The sequence below is a fragment of the Indolivaga alginatilytica genome (genome assembly GCF_003201355.1).
GTDB lineage: Bacteria > Bacteroidota > Bacteroidia > Bacteroidales > Dysgonomonadaceae > Dysgonomonas_A > Dysgonomonas_A alginatilytica.
Map to the genome: position 1 here is coordinate 237,890 of NZ_QICL01000003.1, position 20,344 is coordinate 258,233.

Annotated in this window: 15 protein-coding genes, 1 rRNA gene and 1 riboswitch; of the genes, 8 read left to right on the forward strand and 8 right to left on the reverse strand. The window is 36.2% G+C overall.

The window, feature by feature from the left end:
- The first annotated feature begins 4 nt into the window (after window positions 1-4).
- Window positions 5-637 (forward strand): DUF3256 family protein, encoded by a 633-nt coding sequence (locus CLV62_RS05035; RefSeq protein ID WP_110309682.1) that lies wholly within the window; start codon window positions 5-7, stop codon window positions 635-637.
- A 57-nt stretch (window positions 638-694) separates the two neighbouring features.
- Here CLV62_RS05035 and CLV62_RS05040 read toward each other — a convergent pair whose 3' ends face one another.
- Window positions 695-985 (reverse strand): GNAT family N-acetyltransferase, encoded by a 291-nt coding sequence (locus tag CLV62_RS05040; RefSeq protein ID WP_110309683.1) that lies wholly within the window; start codon window positions 983-985, stop codon window positions 695-697.
- Between the two features lie 208 nt (window positions 986-1,193).
- Here CLV62_RS05040 and trmB point away from each other — a divergent pair, with 208 nt between their 5' ends.
- A complete protein-coding gene (gene trmB / locus CLV62_RS05045) occupies window positions 1,194-1,958 on the forward strand; it encodes a tRNA (guanosine(46)-N7)-methyltransferase TrmB (RefSeq protein ID WP_110309684.1) in 765 nt (254 codons plus the stop codon).
- Between the two features lie 66 nt (window positions 1,959-2,024).
- Window positions 2,025-3,137, forward strand: coding sequence for an Mrp/NBP35 family ATP-binding protein (locus CLV62_RS05050; RefSeq protein ID WP_170120016.1), 1,113 nt, complete (start codon window positions 2,025-2,027; stop codon window positions 3,135-3,137).
- Window positions 3,138-3,281: 144 nt separating this feature from the next.
- Here CLV62_RS05050 and CLV62_RS05055 read toward each other — a convergent pair whose 3' ends face one another.
- Window positions 3,282-3,398, reverse strand: coding sequence for a ComC/BlpC family leader-containing pheromone/bacteriocin (locus CLV62_RS05055; protein WP_110309686.1), 117 nt, complete (start codon window positions 3,396-3,398; stop codon window positions 3,282-3,284).
- A gap of 252 nt (window positions 3,399-3,650) precedes the next feature.
- Between CLV62_RS05055 and CLV62_RS05060 the strand changes: the two genes are divergently transcribed.
- Window positions 3,651-5,021, forward strand: coding sequence for a sensor histidine kinase (locus CLV62_RS05060; protein WP_110309687.1), 1,371 nt, complete (start codon window positions 3,651-3,653; stop codon window positions 5,019-5,021).
- Between the two features lie 88 nt (window positions 5,022-5,109).
- On the forward strand, window positions 5,110-5,787 hold the full coding sequence (locus tag CLV62_RS05065) for a response regulator transcription factor (RefSeq protein WP_170120015.1): 678 nt from the start codon (window positions 5,110-5,112) through the stop codon (window positions 5,785-5,787).
- Window positions 5,788-5,890: 103 nt separating this feature from the next.
- Here the strand turns inward: CLV62_RS05065 and ppc are convergent, their stop codons facing one another.
- The 6 genes from ppc to CLV62_RS05095 form a co-directional block, all read right to left on the reverse strand.
- Window positions 5,891-8,527, reverse strand: a complete 2,637-nt coding sequence (gene ppc / locus CLV62_RS05070; RefSeq protein ID WP_110309689.1) for a phosphoenolpyruvate carboxylase — start codon at window positions 8,525-8,527, stop codon at window positions 5,891-5,893.
- 113 nt (window positions 8,528-8,640) lie between these two features.
- A complete protein-coding gene (locus tag CLV62_RS05075; protein WP_110309690.1) occupies window positions 8,641-10,377 on the reverse strand; it encodes a phosphoenolpyruvate carboxykinase in 1,737 nt (578 codons plus the stop codon).
- Between the two features lie 275 nt (window positions 10,378-10,652).
- Window positions 10,653-10,871 (reverse strand): cysteine-rich CWC family protein, encoded by a 219-nt coding sequence (locus CLV62_RS05080; RefSeq protein WP_110309691.1) that lies wholly within the window; start codon window positions 10,869-10,871, stop codon window positions 10,653-10,655.
- Between the two features lie 160 nt (window positions 10,872-11,031).
- A riboswitch (cobalamin riboswitch) is annotated at window positions 11,032-11,303 on the reverse strand.
- Between the two features lie 358 nt (window positions 11,304-11,661).
- Window positions 11,662-13,431 (reverse strand): TonB-dependent receptor, encoded by a 1,770-nt coding sequence (locus CLV62_RS05085; RefSeq protein ID WP_110309692.1) that lies wholly within the window; start codon window positions 13,429-13,431, stop codon window positions 11,662-11,664.
- 107 nt (window positions 13,432-13,538) lie between these two features.
- On the reverse strand, window positions 13,539-16,544 hold the full coding sequence (locus CLV62_RS05090; RefSeq protein ID WP_110309693.1) for a tetratricopeptide repeat protein: 3,006 nt from the start codon (window positions 16,542-16,544) through the stop codon (window positions 13,539-13,541).
- Window positions 16,541-17,074, reverse strand: a complete 534-nt coding sequence (locus CLV62_RS05095; RefSeq protein ID WP_110309694.1) for an NUDIX hydrolase — start codon at window positions 17,072-17,074, stop codon at window positions 16,541-16,543. Before CLV62_RS05095 ends, CLV62_RS05090 begins: the two co-directional genes overlap by 4 nt.
- 337 nt (window positions 17,075-17,411) lie before the next feature.
- On the opposite strand from CLV62_RS05095, the gene CLV62_RS05100 reads away from it, so the two are divergent.
- From CLV62_RS05100 to CLV62_RS05115, 3 genes are all read left to right on the forward strand, one after another.
- On the forward strand, window positions 17,412-17,855 hold the full coding sequence (locus CLV62_RS05100; RefSeq protein WP_110309695.1) for a cysteine peptidase family C39 domain-containing protein: 444 nt from the start codon (window positions 17,412-17,414) through the stop codon (window positions 17,853-17,855).
- 1,352 nt (window positions 17,856-19,207) lie between these two features.
- A complete protein-coding gene (locus CLV62_RS05110; RefSeq protein WP_110309697.1) occupies window positions 19,208-19,951 on the forward strand; it encodes an ATP-binding cassette domain-containing protein in 744 nt (247 codons plus the stop codon).
- Between the two features lie 309 nt (window positions 19,952-20,260).
- A 16S ribosomal RNA gene (locus tag CLV62_RS05115) occupies window positions 20,261-20,344 on the forward strand; the annotation flags it as partial.

Consider the following 20,344-nt stretch of genomic DNA (forward strand, 5'->3'; position numbering starts at 1 on the left):
ACAGATGAAAAAAATAGTATACATAATTTCTTTATTTTTTCTAGGCTTGGCGGCTCATGCACAAAATATAGCACCTCTGGTTATTGGTATGCCCGATAATATGTTGATCGGTGTAACTCTGGAGCAACGTAAGCAACTGATTGTTCCCGAAAAGGATACGGCTGGGGCTGTTATTGTAAATGCAGTGGGTGACACAGTGAAGCGTCTGGGCTTTACGGATGATTACATTGCCTTGCAAACCTCTAAGGTTGGAACGTTACAGGTTAAATTATTGTCGTTGGTAAATAATTCGCAAATAATAGGAGTAATAACCACCGTTTGCGGTCCGGCATGCGATAGTCGAATCGATTTCTATACAACAGATTGGAACCCTTTGGGGCAGCCGGATCTATTTCCTCCGATAACTAAAGACACCTTTTTGAAGAATGATATAGATCGCACTTCCGATGATTTTCTAAATGCATATGCATCATTAGATATGACTCCCGTTAAGCTCGAATTCTCTCCTTCCGATAAGAATGTTACAGCAATTTACGATATAAAGAATTATCTATCGAAAGACGATTATGAAATATTAAAACCTTTTCTGAAAGATACTCCACAAGTCTATACTTGGGATAAGTTCGCATATAAGTAAACAATCCCGAAAATTAAAATATAAAAAAGAATCACTTCAATTGAAGTGATTCTTTTTTTATTCGTATTCCTCTTGAAGTAAGTTCTGGTATTCAGGATGCCTGTCTATATATGCTTTTGTATAGGAGCATAATGGCGTTACCTTCAAGTTGTTTTTTACTATATAAGTCAATAAACATTTAGTCAATGCACCTGCAATTCCTTGCCCTTCGTATTTAGATTCTACTCCTGTATGGGTAACTACCAATACATCATTCTCCTTGTAATAATTGATTACTCCTATAATTTGCAGATTTGCTAATGCTTCGAATCTTTCCTCTCCTGCATTATGTTTTATTTCGTAGTCCATGTTTGTTATTTTATGATCTTAAAAGGACGTTGAAGCCCTGTTTGCTATTTAAACAAATATACAATGAAAGAAGTTTTAAAGAATGATTTAGTTTTCTGGTTTATTAGTCTAATCGAGGTATTTACAGTACACTGATTTTAATGTATATTTGTGTTTTGGTTCTTAATAGGTAAATAAAAATAGTTGACAGTTGTAAGAGAGTTGAAATATGGGAAAGAATAAATTAGCAAAGTTTGCTAATATGGAGGGATACCCTCATGTCTTTCAATATCCATTTGCAGTATTGCAGGAAAAAGGATTTGAGATGAAGGGCAAATGGAATGAAAAGTTTTTTAAAAATGACAATCCTATAATCCTTGAACTGGGATGCGGAAAAGGTGAGTATACAGTTGGACTCGCAAAACTGTATCCCGAAAATAATTTTATAGGAGTTGATATCAAAGGAGCCCGTATGTGGTCGGGAGCTAAACAGTCTTTGGAAGAAGAACTATCTAATGTTGCTTTTTTGAGAACGCATATCGAGTTGTTGAGTAACTTTTTTGAAGAAGGAGAGATTTCCGAGATATGGATAACTTTTCCTGACCCTCAGATGAATAAAGTAAACAGACGAATGACTTCGACTCGTTTTATGAAATTATACGCACAGTTTCTTAAGCCGGAGGGTGTGATACACCTTAAGTCGGATAGCAATTTCATGTTTACTTACACTTCCGAAATGGTGGCGTTGAATCGGCTGAATGTCTTATTTAAGACTGATGATCTATACAATTCGGATTTAGTGGATGATATTTTGAGTATCAAAACTTTTTACGAGCAACAATGGATTGCACGGGGGTTGAATATAAAATATATCAAGTTTGAATACTCTCCTAAAGAAGAATGGTTGGAGCCTGAAATTGAAATAGAACAAGACAGCTACCGGAGTTTTGGGAGAAGTAATTCCCAGATTCTGACAAAGCGGGCACATGAATAACTAGCGATAAATAGGTCTGTGACCTTAAACAGTAAAGAATTCAATTAAAATAAATAGATAATGAGTGTGAAAATATATCCTAAATTAGTTCTTGATGCACTTCGTAATGTGCGTTATCCGGGAACGGGTAAGGATGTCGTGGAAATGGGGCTTGTGTCTGACGATATTCATATCGAAGGCAATAAGGTTAGTTTCTCTATGCTTTTTGAAAAGCCTAACGATCCTTTCATTAAATCTGTCGTTAAAGCCTGCGAAACGGCTATCCTTACATATATAAGTCCCGATATCGATATAAAGGGAAATATTGAGGTTAAAACAAATGAAGTTGCCCCTCCGCCTGCCCCTCCGAGATTATTACCGGACGTTAAAAACATAATTGCTATTTCATCGGGTAAAGGTGGGGTTGGTAAGAGTACGGTTACAGCTAATCTGGCTGTTGCTTTGGCAAAGCTAGGCTATAAAGTAGGTGTACTCGATGCCGATATATTCGGGCCTTCTATGCCCAAAATGTTCGATGTAGAGGATGTACAACCCTTTTTAGAGCTTGTCGAAAATAAGGAAATGATAATTCCTGTAGATAAATACGGTGTGAAAATGCTCTCTATAGGTTTCTTTGTAAAGAAAGAAAGTGCTATTGTCTGGCGTGGAGCTATGGCAGGTAATGCTTTAAAACAATTGATAACCGATGGTAACTGGGGCGAATTGGATTATTTTCTGATTGATTTTCCACCGGGTACAAGCGATATACACTTAACATTGGTGCAGACGCTCCCTATTACAGGCGCTGTAGTGGTGAGTACACCTCAGGAGGTTGCTTTGGCCGACGCTCGTAAGGGTATCGATATGTTTACCAATGAAAAGGTAAATGTGCCGATTTTAGGATTGGTCGAAAATATGGCATGGTTTACACCTGCCGAACTGCCCGAAAATAAATATTACATTTTCGGAAAAGACGGAGCTAAAAATCTGGCGGAGGAAATGAATGTTCCTTTATTGGGTCAGCTTCCTATTGTACAGAGTATCTGTGAAGGTGGCGATACCGGTAGCCCTGTGGCTTTGAACGAAAATTCGGTAACGGGAGCAGCTTTTGCTTTATTAGCAGAGAATTTTGTTGCTTCTGTAGATAAGAGGAATAAAGAGGGTGGACCTACGCAAAAAGTTGAGGTGCATTTGAAGTAAGGTCGCAGACCTTTTTATTGCTTTGACCGGGCATAAGAACCAGAGATAATTATGTTGATTAAATATGCATTAAATATTTTAGGCTACTTAATTATAATAAAAAAAGCTAGTCATACGGCTAGCTTTTTTTATTATAATTTTTTATTAACCTACTAAAACCCATTCACCATTCACTAATACATAGTGGCTACCTCCTCCTTTAATCTTTTTTAAGTCTTTATTTTCTAATTTTTTGAAATTTTTGATTGATTTCTTTTTCATGATTATTTTTTTTTTGATGTTTTTATTACTTACTTCCTAAACAAAGATAGTTCTGTTTATCAGATGTTTATATAATAAAATACTCCTTTTTTTCTTGATAGAGAGCTTGTTGGGGTTAAATGTTTGTGTTGTTTTTTCTAATTTTTTCTTTCTTTTATATAATATTAATTTTTTCCGTTTTCTTTATTTTTGTCTTATATTTGATTCTCAGTATATTGTTTACACAATTAAACGATTTAATACCTTTACTTTATGAAGTATGCCTATATGACCCGTTTTTCAATATTAGCTGTTATTGTGATATTTTTATCTCAAGCTTTTTTAGTCTATCGTTTATTTCAGGCGAATGTAGACTTGCTTCAAAGAGAGTTGAATCTGGTTACAGAATCAGTATACAATGCAGATTTGAATAGCCGTTTAGCTTCAGACAAAAATATAGGTGTTCCTGATATTAAGTATTTTGGTTCTACTCCACCTCCGGGAGTTGATACAACATCGATTAGACGTATTAGTACAAAAGATATGGATAAAGAGCTAAATGGGAGAGCTGTCTCTATTATGACTTTGGCTATGGAAGAGTTTGCAGGAATGAAACATCCGATAAATTTAAAGGAAATAGACAGTTTAGCTGCGATTCTTTTAACAGAGAATGGGATTAATCTTAAATTTTATTCTGAAATTGTAGATGTCAAATCAGATACAGTCATAGAAACCTCCTTGCATAAATCTGTGAGCGTTTCCAATGTATTGTCTTCTAAAGGAATTCCTTTAGATCTTAAACAAAATAAAGAACTTCGGTTGGTTGTTATTAATCCGATGTGGAAGATATACCCCCAGATGGCTTGGATGCTGGTACTCTCGTTATTGCTTTCTATATTCTGTGTATACAGCTTACATATTCAAAAGAAAACTCTGGCTAAGCAACGAAAATTAGCGAATCTAAAGAATGATTTCTTCTCCGAAGTGTCTCACGAATTTAAACAACCTTTGGCTGTCTTAAGCCAGTCAATGACTTCATTAAGTAATGAGAAAATACTGTTGAATGAGGAAAAAAGGACTCGTATGTTGCGGATAGTAGGTGAGGAGATTGCGAAAATGACAAGCCGAACCGAAATGTTTCTCAGTCTGGCTCAAGACGACGAAGGGCTTTTCGAATTACACTGTTCAGAATTCGATCTGGTGAAAGTTGTTTTCGATCTTGCAGATAGGATTGTAGAGACCGCACCCGGTTCTCCCGAAATAGATGTTGATAATGAATTGAAAGATCCTATGATTTTTGCCGATAAAAATCATATTGAAGAAATGGTCTCTAATTTAATCGGTAATGCTATAAAATATTCTAAAGAAGAACGTATTGATATACATATCAGATTATATAAAGAAAATAATGACGTATGCATATCGGTAAAAGATGCAGGAATTGGAATTTCTGCCGAAAATTTAAATATTATTTTTGAGAAATATTTGCGTGTCGGAAAAACTTCTCATGCCAAAGGACACGGTATAGGCTTGAATTATGTGAAGCGTATTGCCGAAAAACATGGAGGCAGTATCTCTGTAAAGAGTGAACTAAACGTTGGTAGTGAGTTTATTGTTAGCTTGCCTTTGGTAAAGAACGCATAAAATAATATATTAATTTATTTGAGTAAGTTAAACTTTACTATCTTTGCAAAACAGATTATTATTAAGCACATTTTACAAACTTATGTCTATGGCAAATATATTATTAGTAGAAGACGATGAAAATCTAGCCTTTATGCTATCAGAAAATCTGGAAGTGGAAGGATTTGATGTACAACATGTGAAGAAAGGCGAATATGTAATGGAAACAATTGATGAACAAGCTATTGATCTTATATTGATGGATGTTGATTTAGCCGGAGAAATGAATGGATTTGATGTCGCGGAAAGAGTAAGGCTATCGAATTCGTCTTTGCCTATCATATTTACCACAGGAAAAACACATTTCAAAGATATTGAGCGTGGCTTGAAATTGAGGCATGTTGATTATCAAAAGAAACCATACGGAACAAAGGAACTACTGGCCCGAATAAATAATCTTTTAAACAGAGTAAGCGAATCGGGTTCAAAGAAGTTTGTATTCTCAGGTCTTTCTTTCAGTCCTATCGATCAGGTGATTGAATATGATGGTCTGGAGCTTAGAGTTGCAAAAACAGAAGCGGCTTTTTTACGCCTGCTTTGTGAAAATGCAAACGGAGTTGTGACAAAAGAAAGTATTGTATGGTTGTTGTGGGGTGAACAAGATGTATATCAGAAAGAACACTCTTTAAATAATCTGACTCATAAGATCAGAAAATATCTAGAAGGAAACCCTTATGTCGAATTAGTTACAATATCTAAAGTAGGGTATAAACTTATGGAAAGATAATATAGTTACAAGTAAACAAGTAAAATAACTGTTAACTGTATAAAAAAGAGGAATATAATTTGAACTATATTCCTCTTTCTATTTTATGATACTATAAATAAGATCAACCGGTATTTCTCATTCCGGCGGCAATTCCCGAAATGGTAACCATTAATGCTTGTTCTAATTCATCGGGATGTACTTCATTACTTCTCACACGCTGAAGTAATTCGACCTGAAGAAGATTCAACGGTACTGTGTAGATATTTCTCATCGCAATATTGCTTGCTATAAGAGGCAAATTCTCCATTAACGATTTATCGTGTGCAATATTCAGGATGGTATCAGTGTCTTTAGCAAGTTGCTCTCTTAACTCTGCACCCATATATTGAATTTCCCGATCCACTAATCGTTGATCGTAGTAGGCGGCAATACGGCTGTCGGCTTTTGCATAAACCATTTCAAGCATACTTATACGGGTATTGAAGAAAGGCCAGTCCTGATACATCGTTTCCAGTGTATTCATTTTACCTTTATCGATAATTTGCTGTAAAGCCTGTCCCGCTCCTAGCCATGCAGGAAGCATTAGCCTGTTTTGCGACCAACCGAAAATCCAGGGAATAGCACGTAAGCTTTCTACGCCGCCTGTCGATTTGCGTTTTGCAGGACGTGAACCTAAGGGAAGTTTTGCTAATTCGGCTTCGGGTGTTGCCTGATAGAAATATGGAATGAAGTTTTCATTATTTCTAACAAGGTCTTGATATATCTTGCATGAAATATCGGATAGCTCATTCATTGTCTGTCTCCATTCCTCTTTCGGTGCAGGAGGCGGTAATATGTTTGCTTCTAATATAGCATCTACATAAAGAGATAATGTTGTTATAGCCAAATCAGGAAGTCCGAGTTTGAAACGGATCATTTCGCCTTGTTCAGTAACACGAAGTCCTCCTTTTAACGATCCGGGAGGTTGAGAGAACAATGCAACTTTAGCAGGGCCACCGCCTCTGCCGATTGTTCCGCCTCTACCATGAAATAAGGTAAGAGTAACTCCGCAATCGTTGCATGTTTTAAGTAATGCTTCCTGTGCACTGTATTGTGCCCATCCTGCAGCTAATGCTCCTGCATCTTTAGCAGAGTCGGAATAGCCGATCATTACCATTTGCTTATTCCCGATAATGCCTCTGTACCAGCCGATATTCAACAGTTGTTGCATAACATCGGAAGCGTTGTTGAGGTCGTTAAGGGTCTCAAATAATGGTGCTACAGGTAATGTATAGGGACATCCCGTGTCTTTCAGCAATAAATGTACAGCTAAAACATCGGAAGGGGTACGAGCCATCGAGATAACGTAAACAGGAATTACTCCTTGTGGAGTCTCTGCAATTACTTTGAATGTATCTATTACCTCTTTTGTTTCTGCACCGGGCTCCCATTGCTGAGGGATTAACGGTCTTTTGGAAGATAGTTCTTTTATCAGAAAAGCTTGCTTTTCGGTTTCAGACCAGGCAGCATAATCACCCAAACCTAAGTAAAGAGTCAATTCCGATAATGCTTCGGTATGTCTTGTACTTTCCTGACGTATATCTATTTTTACTAATGTAATTCCAAAACATTTTACACGGCGAAGTGTGTCCTGAAGTTTATCATTTGCTATGCTTTCCATACCACAGGCGATGAGAGAGTCGTAGCATTTGATAAGTGGTTCCCATAGCTGCTCATTCCTGAGAATAATATCATCACTTACTGTAACGTGCTTTCCTTCGATCTTTTCATCCAGATAGATAATTGTCTTTTTGAGCTTTGAGCGAAGTTTTTTCATTAAAGCCCTGTAGGGTTCCTGTACTTCGGAATCACCCAGATAGTTTCTGAATTCGGGAGTACAGTTAAACATCGATAGTTCTTTAACCAGTACTTCTATATCTTTTAAGAATAGAGCTGCTGCACGTTTACGGCTTTGAAGCAGTACATCTTTGGTAACTACTGCCGTAACATTGGGGTTTCCATCGCGGTCGCCACCCATCCACGAAGTGAAATGTATAGGGCGGGCATCGATCGGAATTTTATACCCGACAGAGGCTTCCAGTTGTTTATTGAATTCTTTCAGAAAAAAGGGTACAGCAGACCAAAGGCTGCTTTCAATAACATCATAACCCCATTTCGCCTCTTCGTTAGGCGTTGGTCTGTCTTTTCTGATTTCGGCGGTAAACCAATATTGAATAATAAGTTGTTTCAAGCGACTCATTATATGTTCTTGCTTGTAACTTACAATATCATCGTGGTCTAACTGCTGAAGGCAATCACTTACCTCATTCAGATTATTAATCAAAGACCGGCGGTTTATTTCAGTCGGATGAGCTGTCAGAACCAAGTCTATTGATATTTCATCAATTGCTTTTTTTATCTCTTCGTCTTTTGCTCCTTTACTCTTTAGTGTTTCATAAATACGGGCAAAGTTTACAGGATTTTCTTTTCCCATTGCATGCTGAGATATGGTGTCATATTGCTCGGCGGTATTCGTCAGATTCAAAAACTGGTTGAATGCCTGTGCTACGGGAAGAAAATCTTTATCGGGAAGATTTTGAAGAGTTTCTACCAATTTATCATGAGCTTGCTTGTCTCCATTGTGCGAAGCTTTGGATAATTGGCGAATTGTTTCGACGCGTTCATAGGTGCCTTCACCCAATGCTCCCTTGATGGTTTCACCAAGTAATTTACCGAGCATTGCTATGTTGTCGTTCATCAAAGAATTTGATTGACTCATAGTTTACATTGTTTTTATTAAGGTCTCAGACCTATTTGTTATTCTGGCAGGTAATAAGTACAACAGATTGCTGTGATTCAATCATCTTATACTCATTACTTGCTGTTACTTATTTATTCATTTATAAGACTGAACAATTCTTCTGCCGCTAAACGTGGTCCTTCTTTTGTTCTGCCTTCTATAGCCAGAGATGTGTGGATCTCTCCGATCTTAACACCATTATCATTCATTTTTCCAAAATACCTGCGAACCAGTTTTTCGGCAAGTTCTCTTTCCTGAACAGGTCCGAATGGATTTGCAAAATAAGATTTTACCAAACCTACTTCGCTTGTTGTTCCCTTGGCCTTTCTTGCTCCGTCCTCAAATACCTCAATAGCCTTATCGAGATCATCAAAGAATGTGATCTTCTGATCGGTTTCAGCATAATTGTTGGCATAAAGCATATAATCTACTTTATATCCTTTAGAAATCACCTCGTAAGTTGCAACAGGAATCGTAACACGAGCATTTACTTTGTCGGGATTCGTGTATATTCCGCGGTCTAATTGTTGATATGCATATGAAGGATCTAGGTCATCAACACGGACAAATGCCCCGATTTCAGTACCATATCCTTTTACCGAACCGTCAGCTTCTATATTCAGATAACCCATATCATCAAAAATGATACGCATATGTCTGATATATTTTTCGTTCAGATTACGGAATGCTTCCAAACTTTCAGATTTTCCGGCACCACTATCACCCATTATGATGATGTTTGATTCTTTTCCGTTTTTCAGTGCAATGTTTACCATCGCTCCGTGTATCGGTAAACGGTCATACTCCATTTGTTTCACATTGTGAAGGGTTAGTAGCATTTTTTTCATGTAACCGAAATAATCGATATCGTCACAATAGTTTGCGTATCCGATAAGAATATCATTTTGTTTGTCTTTGTAGTAGAAGGTGCGTTTTTCTTCGTGCCCATCCGCATAACCGAATACATAAATCATATCGGGTTTTTTACCGATGTAGCTGCTTGGTGTTGCCAATTCAAACAGATTGGACAATCCTAAACCATGATCGATAAAGTCTTTATGGAAATAAACGAAAGTAAGCATATTACCTACCCAAGCCGGAAATATAAACCATTCGTCATCATTTAAAGAGATATTTGCTATCGGGTTAGAAGAATGTTCCTGAAATATTCCGTCGCGTGTATTTCTTTTAGTATATGTGATCAATGGTGGTTGAAATATCACGGTGCTTATAAAAGGCACTGCTGCCAGCCCTTTGTATTCAATAGGACAATTCCATGATACTTCGTCATTCAGGATAAGCCCTGCGTTCGCACCTGCAATCAGCTGGCGGTATACCCTGTGTTGAAATCCCATAACAGTTTCTTCGATGCGGCGGTAGGTAGCAAGGATAAGATCATTAAACTGAGAGTTTGCCTGAGTAAATCTAACATCCTGTAAACCTTCTCCAACGCTCGAATTGCGTACAATAGAGATGCGGTCTAACCGTCTCCAGTATGAATATAATAGTTCGATCAGTTCAATGAAAAGGTCTTTATCCGAAAAGCAAACCGAATACCTGTTGTCTACTTTTACTATTTCGTTTTCGTCACACACTGTAAGAAACTTGAACACTTGAACCAGTGATTGAGCAAATTCGTCATCGTTGTTATTGAAGTATTTAATATAATAGTCATATATAATGACATTGTCTTTTTTTAATACTTGAATAAATGAGTCGATTACTTTTTTAAAACCATAACTATTCAAAAGTTTCTGACGGTTGTCACAATATTTCAGTGAGAAATTAATCATTGCTTTTCCTCGACTGATTGTAAATTCGTTTAGCATTGTTTATTCGGTTTTATTTATAATTTTAGTTATTAAGCTTCTCAGATTTTTTTATTGCTTTGGCAAGTATAGCTAAATAGTTGCGGGTTACGAGTAGACAAGCTACGAACAGACAGGTCTTGCAAACTGATAACTGATTTTAAATGTAGCAATAAATAGTTGAAATTACTTTGATTTTTTTATGATCTGTTTCTGATATTTTTTCCAACAAGAATCTAGTTCAAATTTAATCATTTTACTTGTATTAGAAAAATCGATAAAAGACTAATTTCGGTTTACTTATCGATTGCTTTATCCTTTGTCTTTTCATTGGATAATTTTATAAATTGGTCATTCAAATTTTTCAGGCAGTCGAAGCATAAACAGTTTCCGTAAGTTGTTTTGATGTATTGCCTGACTCCATCTCTCAGATTGAGTTTGGTACAATTGCATAATTCTATTTTGTCTACTCTGCAAGTAAATGTTGATGAGCAACAAGGGCATGTTTTATCCATTCTTTGTATTTAAATCTTTGCACAAGTTTTAGCCTATGGTCGGATCACTTGAAAGATCCGGTCATATCTTAATCGATAGCTTTTTTTGAAAGTATCTTTTTGTTTGTTTTTATCATTATTATAATGATATGTTGCATCAACTCTGTTTCCCGAAAGTCTTTTGCCTGTATTCTTTCTGGCAGGTCTTCTGACTTGCTTCATTTCTAAACATCCTTCCCATCTTTTTAATCAGTAGTTATCAGTTCTGTCACCAATATAATTGTTTGACCGTTCTCTGTTAACCGTAGACTGTTCCGACAGTGGCTGGAGTATTGTTTAGAAACTCCTTATGAAGCTTACAGCAGCGGGTCTGTTCCGGATTTGCACCGGATTCCCTTTTCATTATTCTATCAGGAATTGTAATAGAATAACACCAAAAACAGTGTAAAGATAATAAAATGTATGATTTGGGATGCACGAAGAAACAAAAAAATCTTTCCTAAATAAAGGAAAGATTTTTTGTTCCAAGAATGTGCCTATAGGAGAAGGAGAGTCCTATATAAATTGAGATATTATGGATTGCGTTTTCCTGGCACTTTTTTTTAGATTTCCGGTTAGTAATTGAAATTCGTATGTATGTGTATGAATATACTGTATTTGAGTGCAAATAAAGGCATAAAGACCTGACAAGGCTATAATTAAAATCTCCTTTTTTTCTCAGATTTGAAGCTTTTTTTATTTTTCCGATTAAAAGACAACGCCCATATCTACAATGGTAGTTATGGGCGTTTGTATAATATGGGCTTTATTTTTAGAATTTTAGGCTTATCCCTCCCATGGCATTAATGCCTTGATTGGTATAACCGTATTGCCTTTCGTATTTCTGATTCATTATGTTATTTGCTCTTACAAAGAATGTTAGCCAATCCAAGATATTATAACTCCCTTTGATATTTAGCTCGTTAATATTAGCCATATTGCTTGAAGTATTATTTACGTAAGCCTTGCGTCCGCCTTCGAATATGTAATTAACCGATAGTGTCAGATTATCAATAAATGAAAAATCAGCATTAAAATCGAAAGTTAAGGTTGGTAATCCCCATGCTTCTTTTTTATCGGGTGCATTATCCGTTAAAGTATATTTGCTGACATTATAGAAATATCCCGTTGCTTTTAACGAAAGATCGGTAGAAGGAATTAACTTTGTTTTTAATGCTCCTCCAAAGTGTCCGGCACCTAAGTTAGCATACAGCATTTCTGATACATTTCCCCACGATGAAGCGTTGTATGGAACAAATAAATGATCGTCTTTAGTATATTTATATCCTCCGAAAATATCGAACTCGAGACCACTGACAATTCCTGATCTGACCCCGATCTGAGCATCGTATAATGTTTGAGAAATAAAAACGCGTGATGCAGGGTTGATATATCGGTTCACCCGATTCATTTCCACGAAATTATTATCATTGATACCGCCACCTACATTAAAATACAACAAACTTTTCTCATCGAAATTCCAGGATGTTTTGATAGAGGGAGCAGCCACAAATTTGTTTTGTATATCAGAAGCCCAGTTGATATTGACTCCGAGTGATAGTTTGAAGTCTCCTCCATCAATGCTATAATAAGGTTTAGCTTTAAAAATAGTCAGGTTATGAAACGGATCTGTATTTAATAAAGGTAAAAAGTCGATGTTGCTAAACGATTGAAAGAAAACGCCTCCTTCGACTCCTGCTTTATGATCTGTCTGAACAGGTGTTGCAATATTAACCATTGCATCAAATATACTTCCGGATACGCCGTCAGTCGTGATATCAGGACCGTATTTAGATGTGAAATTATTATATTTTACATTTGCAGAATAATACATGGCATCACTATGTTCTGTTGAAGTTATTCCCGTTTCCGCCTCAATAACATTTACTCCCTGATTATTTTTCATAAAACCTTCATAGATGGAAGCATCTTGGTTGGGCGAGCTGAATATATACGGATTACCATAATAGTTAAAGGTATTGTTGAAAAACGAACCGTTTAAATACCATGTCAGCGACTCAAATTTATGGCTATATTTCGCCTTGATCAGGTTCTCCATGTTCTTGGCTTTCGCTTGGTCAAAAAGAAAATTGGGGTTTAAGTATTTGATGTTACCGTCAGTCGAGTTGTGAGTCGCAAAGAGATCAAACCGGTCATTCTCGGAGTCAACAATTCTATATCCGGCTGCACCGTCTAAATTAGAGTACATTCCTGCTCCGAACAAAAAGTATCCCCGATGTTTGCTAAAAGCAATATCGGTTTTGATATCTCCCGAACCGGTGTCCCCAATCGGGTGAGAAGTGATATTTGTATTAGGGATACTATTTTCGAATTTTATATCGTATTGCTTTTTGGCCGGTTCGTGAAGAGCGGGAAGCGTATTGATTTTTGAAGCATCCTGTATTGTGGGAGTGTATTCTCTTTCGAGAGATACCTGACGGTTTAGGGTTGTATCCTTAGCGGCGGTTTGAGCTGCAATGTTAACTGATGCAACGCTTAGTCCCAATGTGCTAATAAATAAAGTTTTATATAATGTATTCATTATCTTTTAATTTAAGTAATTTTCAGTAAACAAGTAAACGGGTTGACACGTAAACGAGAAAGTGTTGGCTGTTGACTGCTGACTGTTAACTGTTGACTGATTTAAAATTATTTATTTAATTGAGTTAAACGATCATTTATCATTGTCGTAATGTCTGCTTCGTTTCCGGTATAGTTGGCTTTCAGGCTTTCAAGATATTGCTTCGCCTGGAATTTATCTCCTTTAGCAAGATAGGTGTCCGACAATACAATGATAGATTGTGCCATCCAGTAAGCATGAGGTGTTCCCTGCTTCATCAAACCAAGAACCTGTTGCTCAGCTTTATCATAATTACCGTTTTTCAGATATGTTTTCGCCAGAAGATATTGGGCTTCGGCTCCGTATACGCTGCGTGTATCGCTTGCCGCCTTTTGGAGATCATCTATAGCCTTATTTGTCTCTCCTGTATTCAGATATGCTTTAGCTCTGTAAAGACGCGCTTCACTCACTACCTCGGGTGATGTTTTTCCTTGAGATAATAAAGCTGTTGCGACGGTAATTACTTCTACATCTTTATTCAGACTATTAGCTACTTTAAGCATACCCAACTGAGCTGTACTCTTATCATCGGCACTGGCTGCTGTGCGCATCATCTCTTTGTACGCATTGTATGCTGCCTGATTGTTGCCTTTGCTTAGTTGTATTTCTCCAACAAGAGCGAGTGCTTTATTCAGATTTTTTGAATTACCCGAATTGATAGTATTATTGAATGCCTGAAGTGCTGTTTCATAATCCTTTTTATTATAGGCTATTGCTCCGATATAATAATGTGCATCTCCGGCAAATTGCCCCTGTGGATAAGCTTGCAGGTATTTGTTCATTGCATTTGCTGCCTCACTTGCATGACCTTTCATGTATATGTTTTCGGCGGCAAGATAAGATAATGAATCCTGGCGGCTGGCGGTAATTATAATACCATTGCCTAAAGAATTCGCAAAGCTGGCATAAGAACCGATGTCGTTTATATCACGATAAATTCCTTCAAGACTTTGTATCGCAATACGAGCCTCTTCCGAATTTTTATGATTTTGTACCACTTGCTTATAAGCCTCTATTGCTTTCTGAGGATTATTGCTGTTGTAGTAAGACTGACCTAATTGTACGCCTGCCTGTGTAGCCACATTCGAATTGGGGTAGTCGTTAAGAATTCTGGTCAGAATAGGAATTGCGTCCGTCTCACGGTTAAGCATAATTAGAGCACGGCTCTTTTCATACATGGCATCATCATAATATTGTGAGTCGGGATATTTTCTCATCATCACATCCAGTGCCGCAATCTTGCCGTTGTAGTTATGCTGCAAGCCTAGTACAAATGCTTTTTGGAAGTCTGCATATTCTGCACTTTGAGGATTATTTATCGATGCTTGTGAGTATGCATTTTCAGCCTCAATAAAATTGCGGTTGAATAAATAAATATCGCCGATACGATTCCATGCATCAGAATATGTCATCAGTTGCCTGTTTCTTTCTTGAGAAGCATATTGTTTAAAACTGTTTAATGCATTGGAATATTGCTTCATATTGAAATACGTATAACCGAGATTATACAATGCATTGCTATAATTATCGTCCGAAGCATTGCATACCGAAAGATATGTTTGATAATCTTTTACAGCTGCCGGATAATTATTCTCGCGATAATAGGTTTCGCCTCTCCAGAAATAGGATTCATTTTTAGACTTAACGTCATAATTGCCTAAATTAATGGAAGCATTGAAACGCTGGATTGCCTGATCGTAGTTTCCGTCAATAAAATCCTGCGCCCCAAGTTGAAACAAAATAGTCTGCTTAGTTTCGATTATTTGTCTTCCCGGATTACGCATTTTGTCAATTACCGTAAGTGCAGCCTGATAGTTTTTCGTAGAAAGTAGGGTTGCTGCCAATTGATTGTTTATCTCGTTTACATATTTTGAATTCGGATATTCATTTAAGAAACGCTGTAAAACTGTAATCGATTGATCGAAAACAGATAACGAAGTCTTATGAACCAGCATAGCGTAATTATACAGAGCCACCTCGCTGACCGATGGATCGAACTGTACACGTGATGCTGCATCAAAAGCCATTAGGGCATTTGCATTGTCATTTACCTTCAAATAATTTTGCCCAAGCAGCATATACGCCGTCTGCCCGAGTTTATTTTCTGTTGAAGCGGCAAATTGCAGTGCTTTTATTGCATTCTGATAATCGCCTGTTTGTGTGTATGCAATTCCCAGTTGTAGCATATCTTCCGCAAACGGTTTAGATTCGGATGCCAGATATTGCTCGTAATTCGAAATAGATTCGTTTATATTACCCTGCCTGTAATAAGCATTACCCAGAATACGATATATTTCTGCCGAGTTTTTGTTATTAGGATATGTGTTCAGGTAATTATGCCCTGCATTAATCGCTTCATTCAGGTTATTCTTAAGAAATAACCCTTGTGTTATAAAGAATAAAGATTGTTCTTTATATTCAGGACTGTTTTTAAGACGCTCAAATGTGGCAAGAGCATTATCGTATTTGCCTTTCTGAAAATCTATGTATGCTTTGTAATAGGTGGCAGGCTCATAATATTTATTACTGTTACGTGCCAATAATTCAAACTGATTAGCTGCAACAGATCTTTTTCCTTCCTGAAGATTGGCAAACGCCGAGCGGAAAGTGTAATCTTCTTGCTCTTTAGTTGCCAGATATGCAACATCAGCCTGTTCGAACCAATAGAGGGCTTTAGACCAGTCTTTCTCATTGAAGTAAGACGATCCTATGTAGAAACAAATATCATTTCTATGATAAGATTCGGGGTAGGTATCCAGATATTCACGAAGAACGTCAACCGCATTCCCCTTACCTGTGAAATAGGATGCAGCTGCAATCATGTAGTCAGCTTCTAGTTCAGCATTTTTGTCTTTGGATAATCTTTTAAACTCAGTAAGGGTGTTCTGAGCCCCCACAAAATTATTATCGAGAAACATTTCTTTACCTTGTAAAAACAGCCTCTCGGGAAGCTCGTTATTGATTCCCTTCTGAGCATAAGTTAACTGTAGGGTAGATGCTATTCCTATCCCCGTAATAAGTAGTATTTTCTTCATAAATTCATCATTTGTATTTTTGCGATCCCTTGCTTAACGGAGCGTAGTCCAAATAAAGAGGGATTTAAATCGGATAACGGTAAAAATTTAAGCTCAGCCACATCATCATTTGCTGCAAACCGGGCATTGCTGTCTACTTTGCATAAAAAGAACAAATCAGTTGTTTCAACTTCAAAGCCTGAGTACATATATAAATTAGGTATAGAAAAGAGATACTGAGCAGCAGATACATCAAGTCCGGTTTCTTCTTTTATTTCTCTGATAACGGCTTCTTCGGCAGTCTCGTTCATATCCACGAATCCCCCCGGAAGATCCAAAGTGCCTTTTGCCGGCTCATGGGCTCGGGTTGCGACTAATATTTCGTTTTTCTCATTGAAAATCACTCCTATGGTTGCAGATGAAGGATTGAAGTAATAAATGAAACCACAGTCTTCACAGCATTTTGATTTGAAATTGTTGTCAACAAAGTGATTAGACCCACATTTAGGACAATATTTGAATTGATAAAGAGGATGTTTCTTTTCTGGCATAACATTTTTATATTAAACTTCTATATACACAACGTACAAATATAGCTATTTATAAGATACATGTTTTAAGTGTAGTTATTGTGCTATTAAAATTAACGCATACTTAAAGGTTAATTTAGCTGTGTATTTGTTAATATATGTCATATTTAAACTCTCTAAAAAATGCGATTATATTCGTAAATCACTTTTTTCTATGTTAAATATATTGAAATATACCCTTGTTTTACCTAAAGACAAGAAAAGATGATAAAAAGGTTATAGCATAACTAGGAAATTTATTGTTACTTTGTGATAAAGTTGGTTGTTTGAATATAAATTTGTTAAAATTCTTTCTGTTATGAATGTACGTAGTACCTACATGGTGAATCTCGTGTCAACGTACCTTTCGTTATGCAATGTTGTGCACAATAGAAAAGTGATTGGCGTTCAACTAGATTTTGAGCAAAAAGATTCTTCTATTCTCGCAATATCCAATATACTGAAAGATTACGATCTAAGTTGTAAAACTTATTATTCTGATTTTGATACCTTGAAGAAAGACAAACGGAAAGGAATACTGCATCTAAGGATAGATGGTGGCCGTTACGTTGTTCTGAAGAATCTGGGTGCTGAGGGGAATGTTGTTTTCTATGATCCCGTAATCAATAAGAATATTGAAATCTCGAAATTTGCGTTTCAAAAATTGTGGAGCAGTATCGTAATATATTCCGATGTAATGCCCTCTGGGAACGAAAACGAGACGAGTAAAGAAAGGATCACTAGAAAAAGTGTGCAAGACTAATTTCTTAGTAGTTTGAGAAAAGGTCTGTAGGCATCTCTTTTAGGTAGTTTTTGAAATATTAAGAGAGGGAAAAGGTTGATTTTTATCATATTTTAAATATGTTGTCTTATAAGATTCTTATAAAACACAGCTTCCTTTGACTTTCCTTAATTTTTTCTGTTTCTTAGTTAATATGCTCTAGTAAGACTGTATTTCTTGTACTTACATAAATTACTAGCGTTATCCGAGGTCTATCTTTTGAGAGGTTTTGAATCTGTAACAATAGATAAGAGAGTTGTTTTGCTAAGGCTTAAGATATGATTGACTATTATTGGTTTCCCAATTAGTCTAAGCGTATTAAAGCTGTTCAGTAAAGTTCCTCTGTTTTAATGTTGTATACAGGAGTTAAATTGTTTTGTCTTTGTGTATCTGTACTTAAAAAACAAATGGGGTAGGTGTTATAATATAAACCTCATTCCGGAAAAGTTAGATAACATTAGACAAGTTCTGTAGATATAAGGCCTCTTGCTGGAGAGCCTCATGTTATATAGTATAGCTGAAGCCTTGATCTGAGTTTTAATCTGAATAAAGATAAAAACTTAGGGAAGGTTTCAGTTTTTCTTTTTTAACTATTAAGAAAGGGAGAAAAAGAAAATTAAATTAGAAAAAAAATAGAAAATATGGTGTTTATATCAATTGAGAAAACATTAGCCGACCTGCTTAATGGATTGTAGAATGTTATAGATTGGTCGTTTATGATATTTTTCCAGAATCTTATATCACCCTTCTTTAGCTTCCGTGATATTTTCTTTAGTATTTATAAGAAAAGAGAGGTGACGTGTAAATCGGTGTTTTTCTCTATTTATCGACTCAACTTAGTATATGCTATACATTATATATTATGCTTACTGTATAAAAAGAAAGTAATCTATCATGTGTTAGTATCAAAGTTTGTTTTAAATGGCCAAACCTCATGATCGTACTATACTTTGTTTTAGATTCATGTTAGCCTTTACCTCATATTGTTTTTTCTAAAATCCGTTTATTTTAAATCTATCGAAGCTGATTGCAAGCAAAAAATTGCTTCAAAAAATTGAGTATGTTATTAAGGAATAGGATGGGATAGAGACTTAAGGCTGCTTTGCATCCTGGATAGCCTGTTTCTTGTTGTGTTAGTAGATTGTTTCTATTTGTTAAAAGGAGTTTTTATTTTACTAAGAATAATGCGAAACATAAAAATCCATGTTTTTTTATCATTTTTTCTGCTTATTGCTCTCCACCCCCTATAAATACTAGGATGTTGTTGTCCTTGGTGCGGTTTTTTTTTGTTTATTTGCCCTGTATTTATTGGGGAATTTAATAAAATTGGGGGAATGAACATTTTGAAAATCGAAAGGATGGACTTTTGTTATAAACAACAGTTCATTCTGAAGGACTTTGAACTGTCTATTACTGAAGGCAGTATTTATGGTCTTGTAGGAAAACCTAAATCGGGAAAGACAACAGTATTAAAATTAATTTTAGGTCTATTAAAGAGTACTTCATCAAGAATATATCTCAAAGGTCAGGATCTCTATGACCAGAGAGATAAGATTCAACAGATGGCAGGTGCTATTATTGATCTGCCGTATTATCAAAATTTTCTAACAGTGAAGGAAAACTTTAAGTATATAGATATGCTTTTTGGTTTTGGCGATTTACGTATTGCGGAAATTTTACGATTTACAGGGTTGACAAAGCATACCAATATAAAGGTGAAAAAATTAACTATGACTCAACGGAAGTTATTAAGTATAGGCCTTGCTTTGTTTCATAATCCCGATCTGCTCATTTTTGATGATCTATTGAGAGGTTTAGATAATGATTCGAAGGAGAACGTTTGTAAATTACTTCTAAAGATAAAGAAAAGAGGAAAAACAATTATTATGTCTAATAGGAGTATCTGCGACATAGAGAAGGTCTGTACGCATATAGGACTTTTAGAAGAAGGGCGGATTTCTATTGAAGGGAGTGCACTGGAGGTAAGAAAAGAACTGGAGCAAAATCTGGATTATAGTGAGCAAAGGCTTTATTATTCCCCTATCGAAAGTAAAGCTATACCAACTTTTTCTTTTTGATGATTTTTTTTCTGTTGTAAAACACTGTTTTGATAGTAGTTAAGGAATGAGTTGCAAAAACTTTCAAAAATAGTTTCTATAATATTTGGATTGTATTAAAAAGTGGACTACTTTTGCACTCGCTTTAGAACCGAGAGATGGTTTAGAAATAAAGCAAACAGAAGCGATCCTTGACAAGGTTATACATAAAAACAAGAACATAGCATTAGACGGGTAGAGACTAATTATATTAGAATCTAACTTAAAAATTCGTCAAGAACCAAGAGTAAATAGACAGACAAGAACTTCTAAGAATATAAAAAAAGATATACAAAGAAGAGTTTGATCCTGGCTCAGGATGAACGCTAGCGACAGGCCTAACACATGCAAGTCGAGGGGTAGCATGAAGTAGCA

Bases quoted from the DNA above. Each gene is read 5' to 3' on its own strand.
- CLV62_RS05090 (WP_110309693.1), bottom strand. From the start codon at position 16,544: ATGAAGAAAATACTACTTATTACGGGGATAGGAATAGCATCTACCCTA.
- CLV62_RS05080 (WP_110309691.1), bottom strand. From the start codon at position 10,871: ATGGATAAAACATGCCCTTGTTGCTCATCAACATTTACTTGCAGAGTA.
- CLV62_RS05065 (WP_170120015.1), top strand. From the start codon at position 5,110: ATGGCAAATATATTATTAGTAGAAGACGATGAAAATCTAGCCTTTATG.
- CLV62_RS05085 (WP_110309692.1), bottom strand. From the start codon at position 13,431: ATGAATACATTATATAAAACTTTATTTATTAGCACATTGGGACTAAGC.
- trmB (WP_110309684.1), top strand. From the start codon at position 1,194: ATGGGAAAGAATAAATTAGCAAAGTTTGCTAATATGGAGGGATACCCT.
- ppc (WP_110309689.1), bottom strand. From the start codon at position 8,527: ATGAGTCAATCAAATTCTTTGATGAACGACAACATAGCAATGCTCGGT.
- CLV62_RS05055 (WP_110309686.1), bottom strand. From the start codon at position 3,398: ATGAAAAAGAAATCAATCAAAAATTTCAAAAAATTAGAAAATAAAGAC.
- CLV62_RS05035 (WP_110309682.1), top strand. From the start codon at position 5: ATGAAAAAAATAGTATACATAATTTCTTTATTTTTTCTAGGCTTGGCG.
- CLV62_RS05110 (WP_110309697.1), top strand. From the start codon at position 19,208: ATGAACATTTTGAAAATCGAAAGGATGGACTTTTGTTATAAACAACAG.
- CLV62_RS05100 (WP_110309695.1), top strand. From the start codon at position 17,412: ATGAATGTACGTAGTACCTACATGGTGAATCTCGTGTCAACGTACCTT.
- CLV62_RS05040 (WP_110309683.1), bottom strand. From the start codon at position 985: ATGGACTACGAAATAAAACATAATGCAGGAGAGGAAAGATTCGAAGCA.
- CLV62_RS05075 (WP_110309690.1), bottom strand. From the start codon at position 10,377: ATGCTAAACGAATTTACAATCAGTCGAGGAAAAGCAATGATTAATTTC.
- CLV62_RS05060 (WP_110309687.1), top strand. From the start codon at position 3,651: ATGAAGTATGCCTATATGACCCGTTTTTCAATATTAGCTGTTATTGTG.
- CLV62_RS05095 (WP_110309694.1), bottom strand. From the start codon at position 17,074: ATGCCAGAAAAGAAACATCCTCTTTATCAATTCAAATATTGTCCTAAA.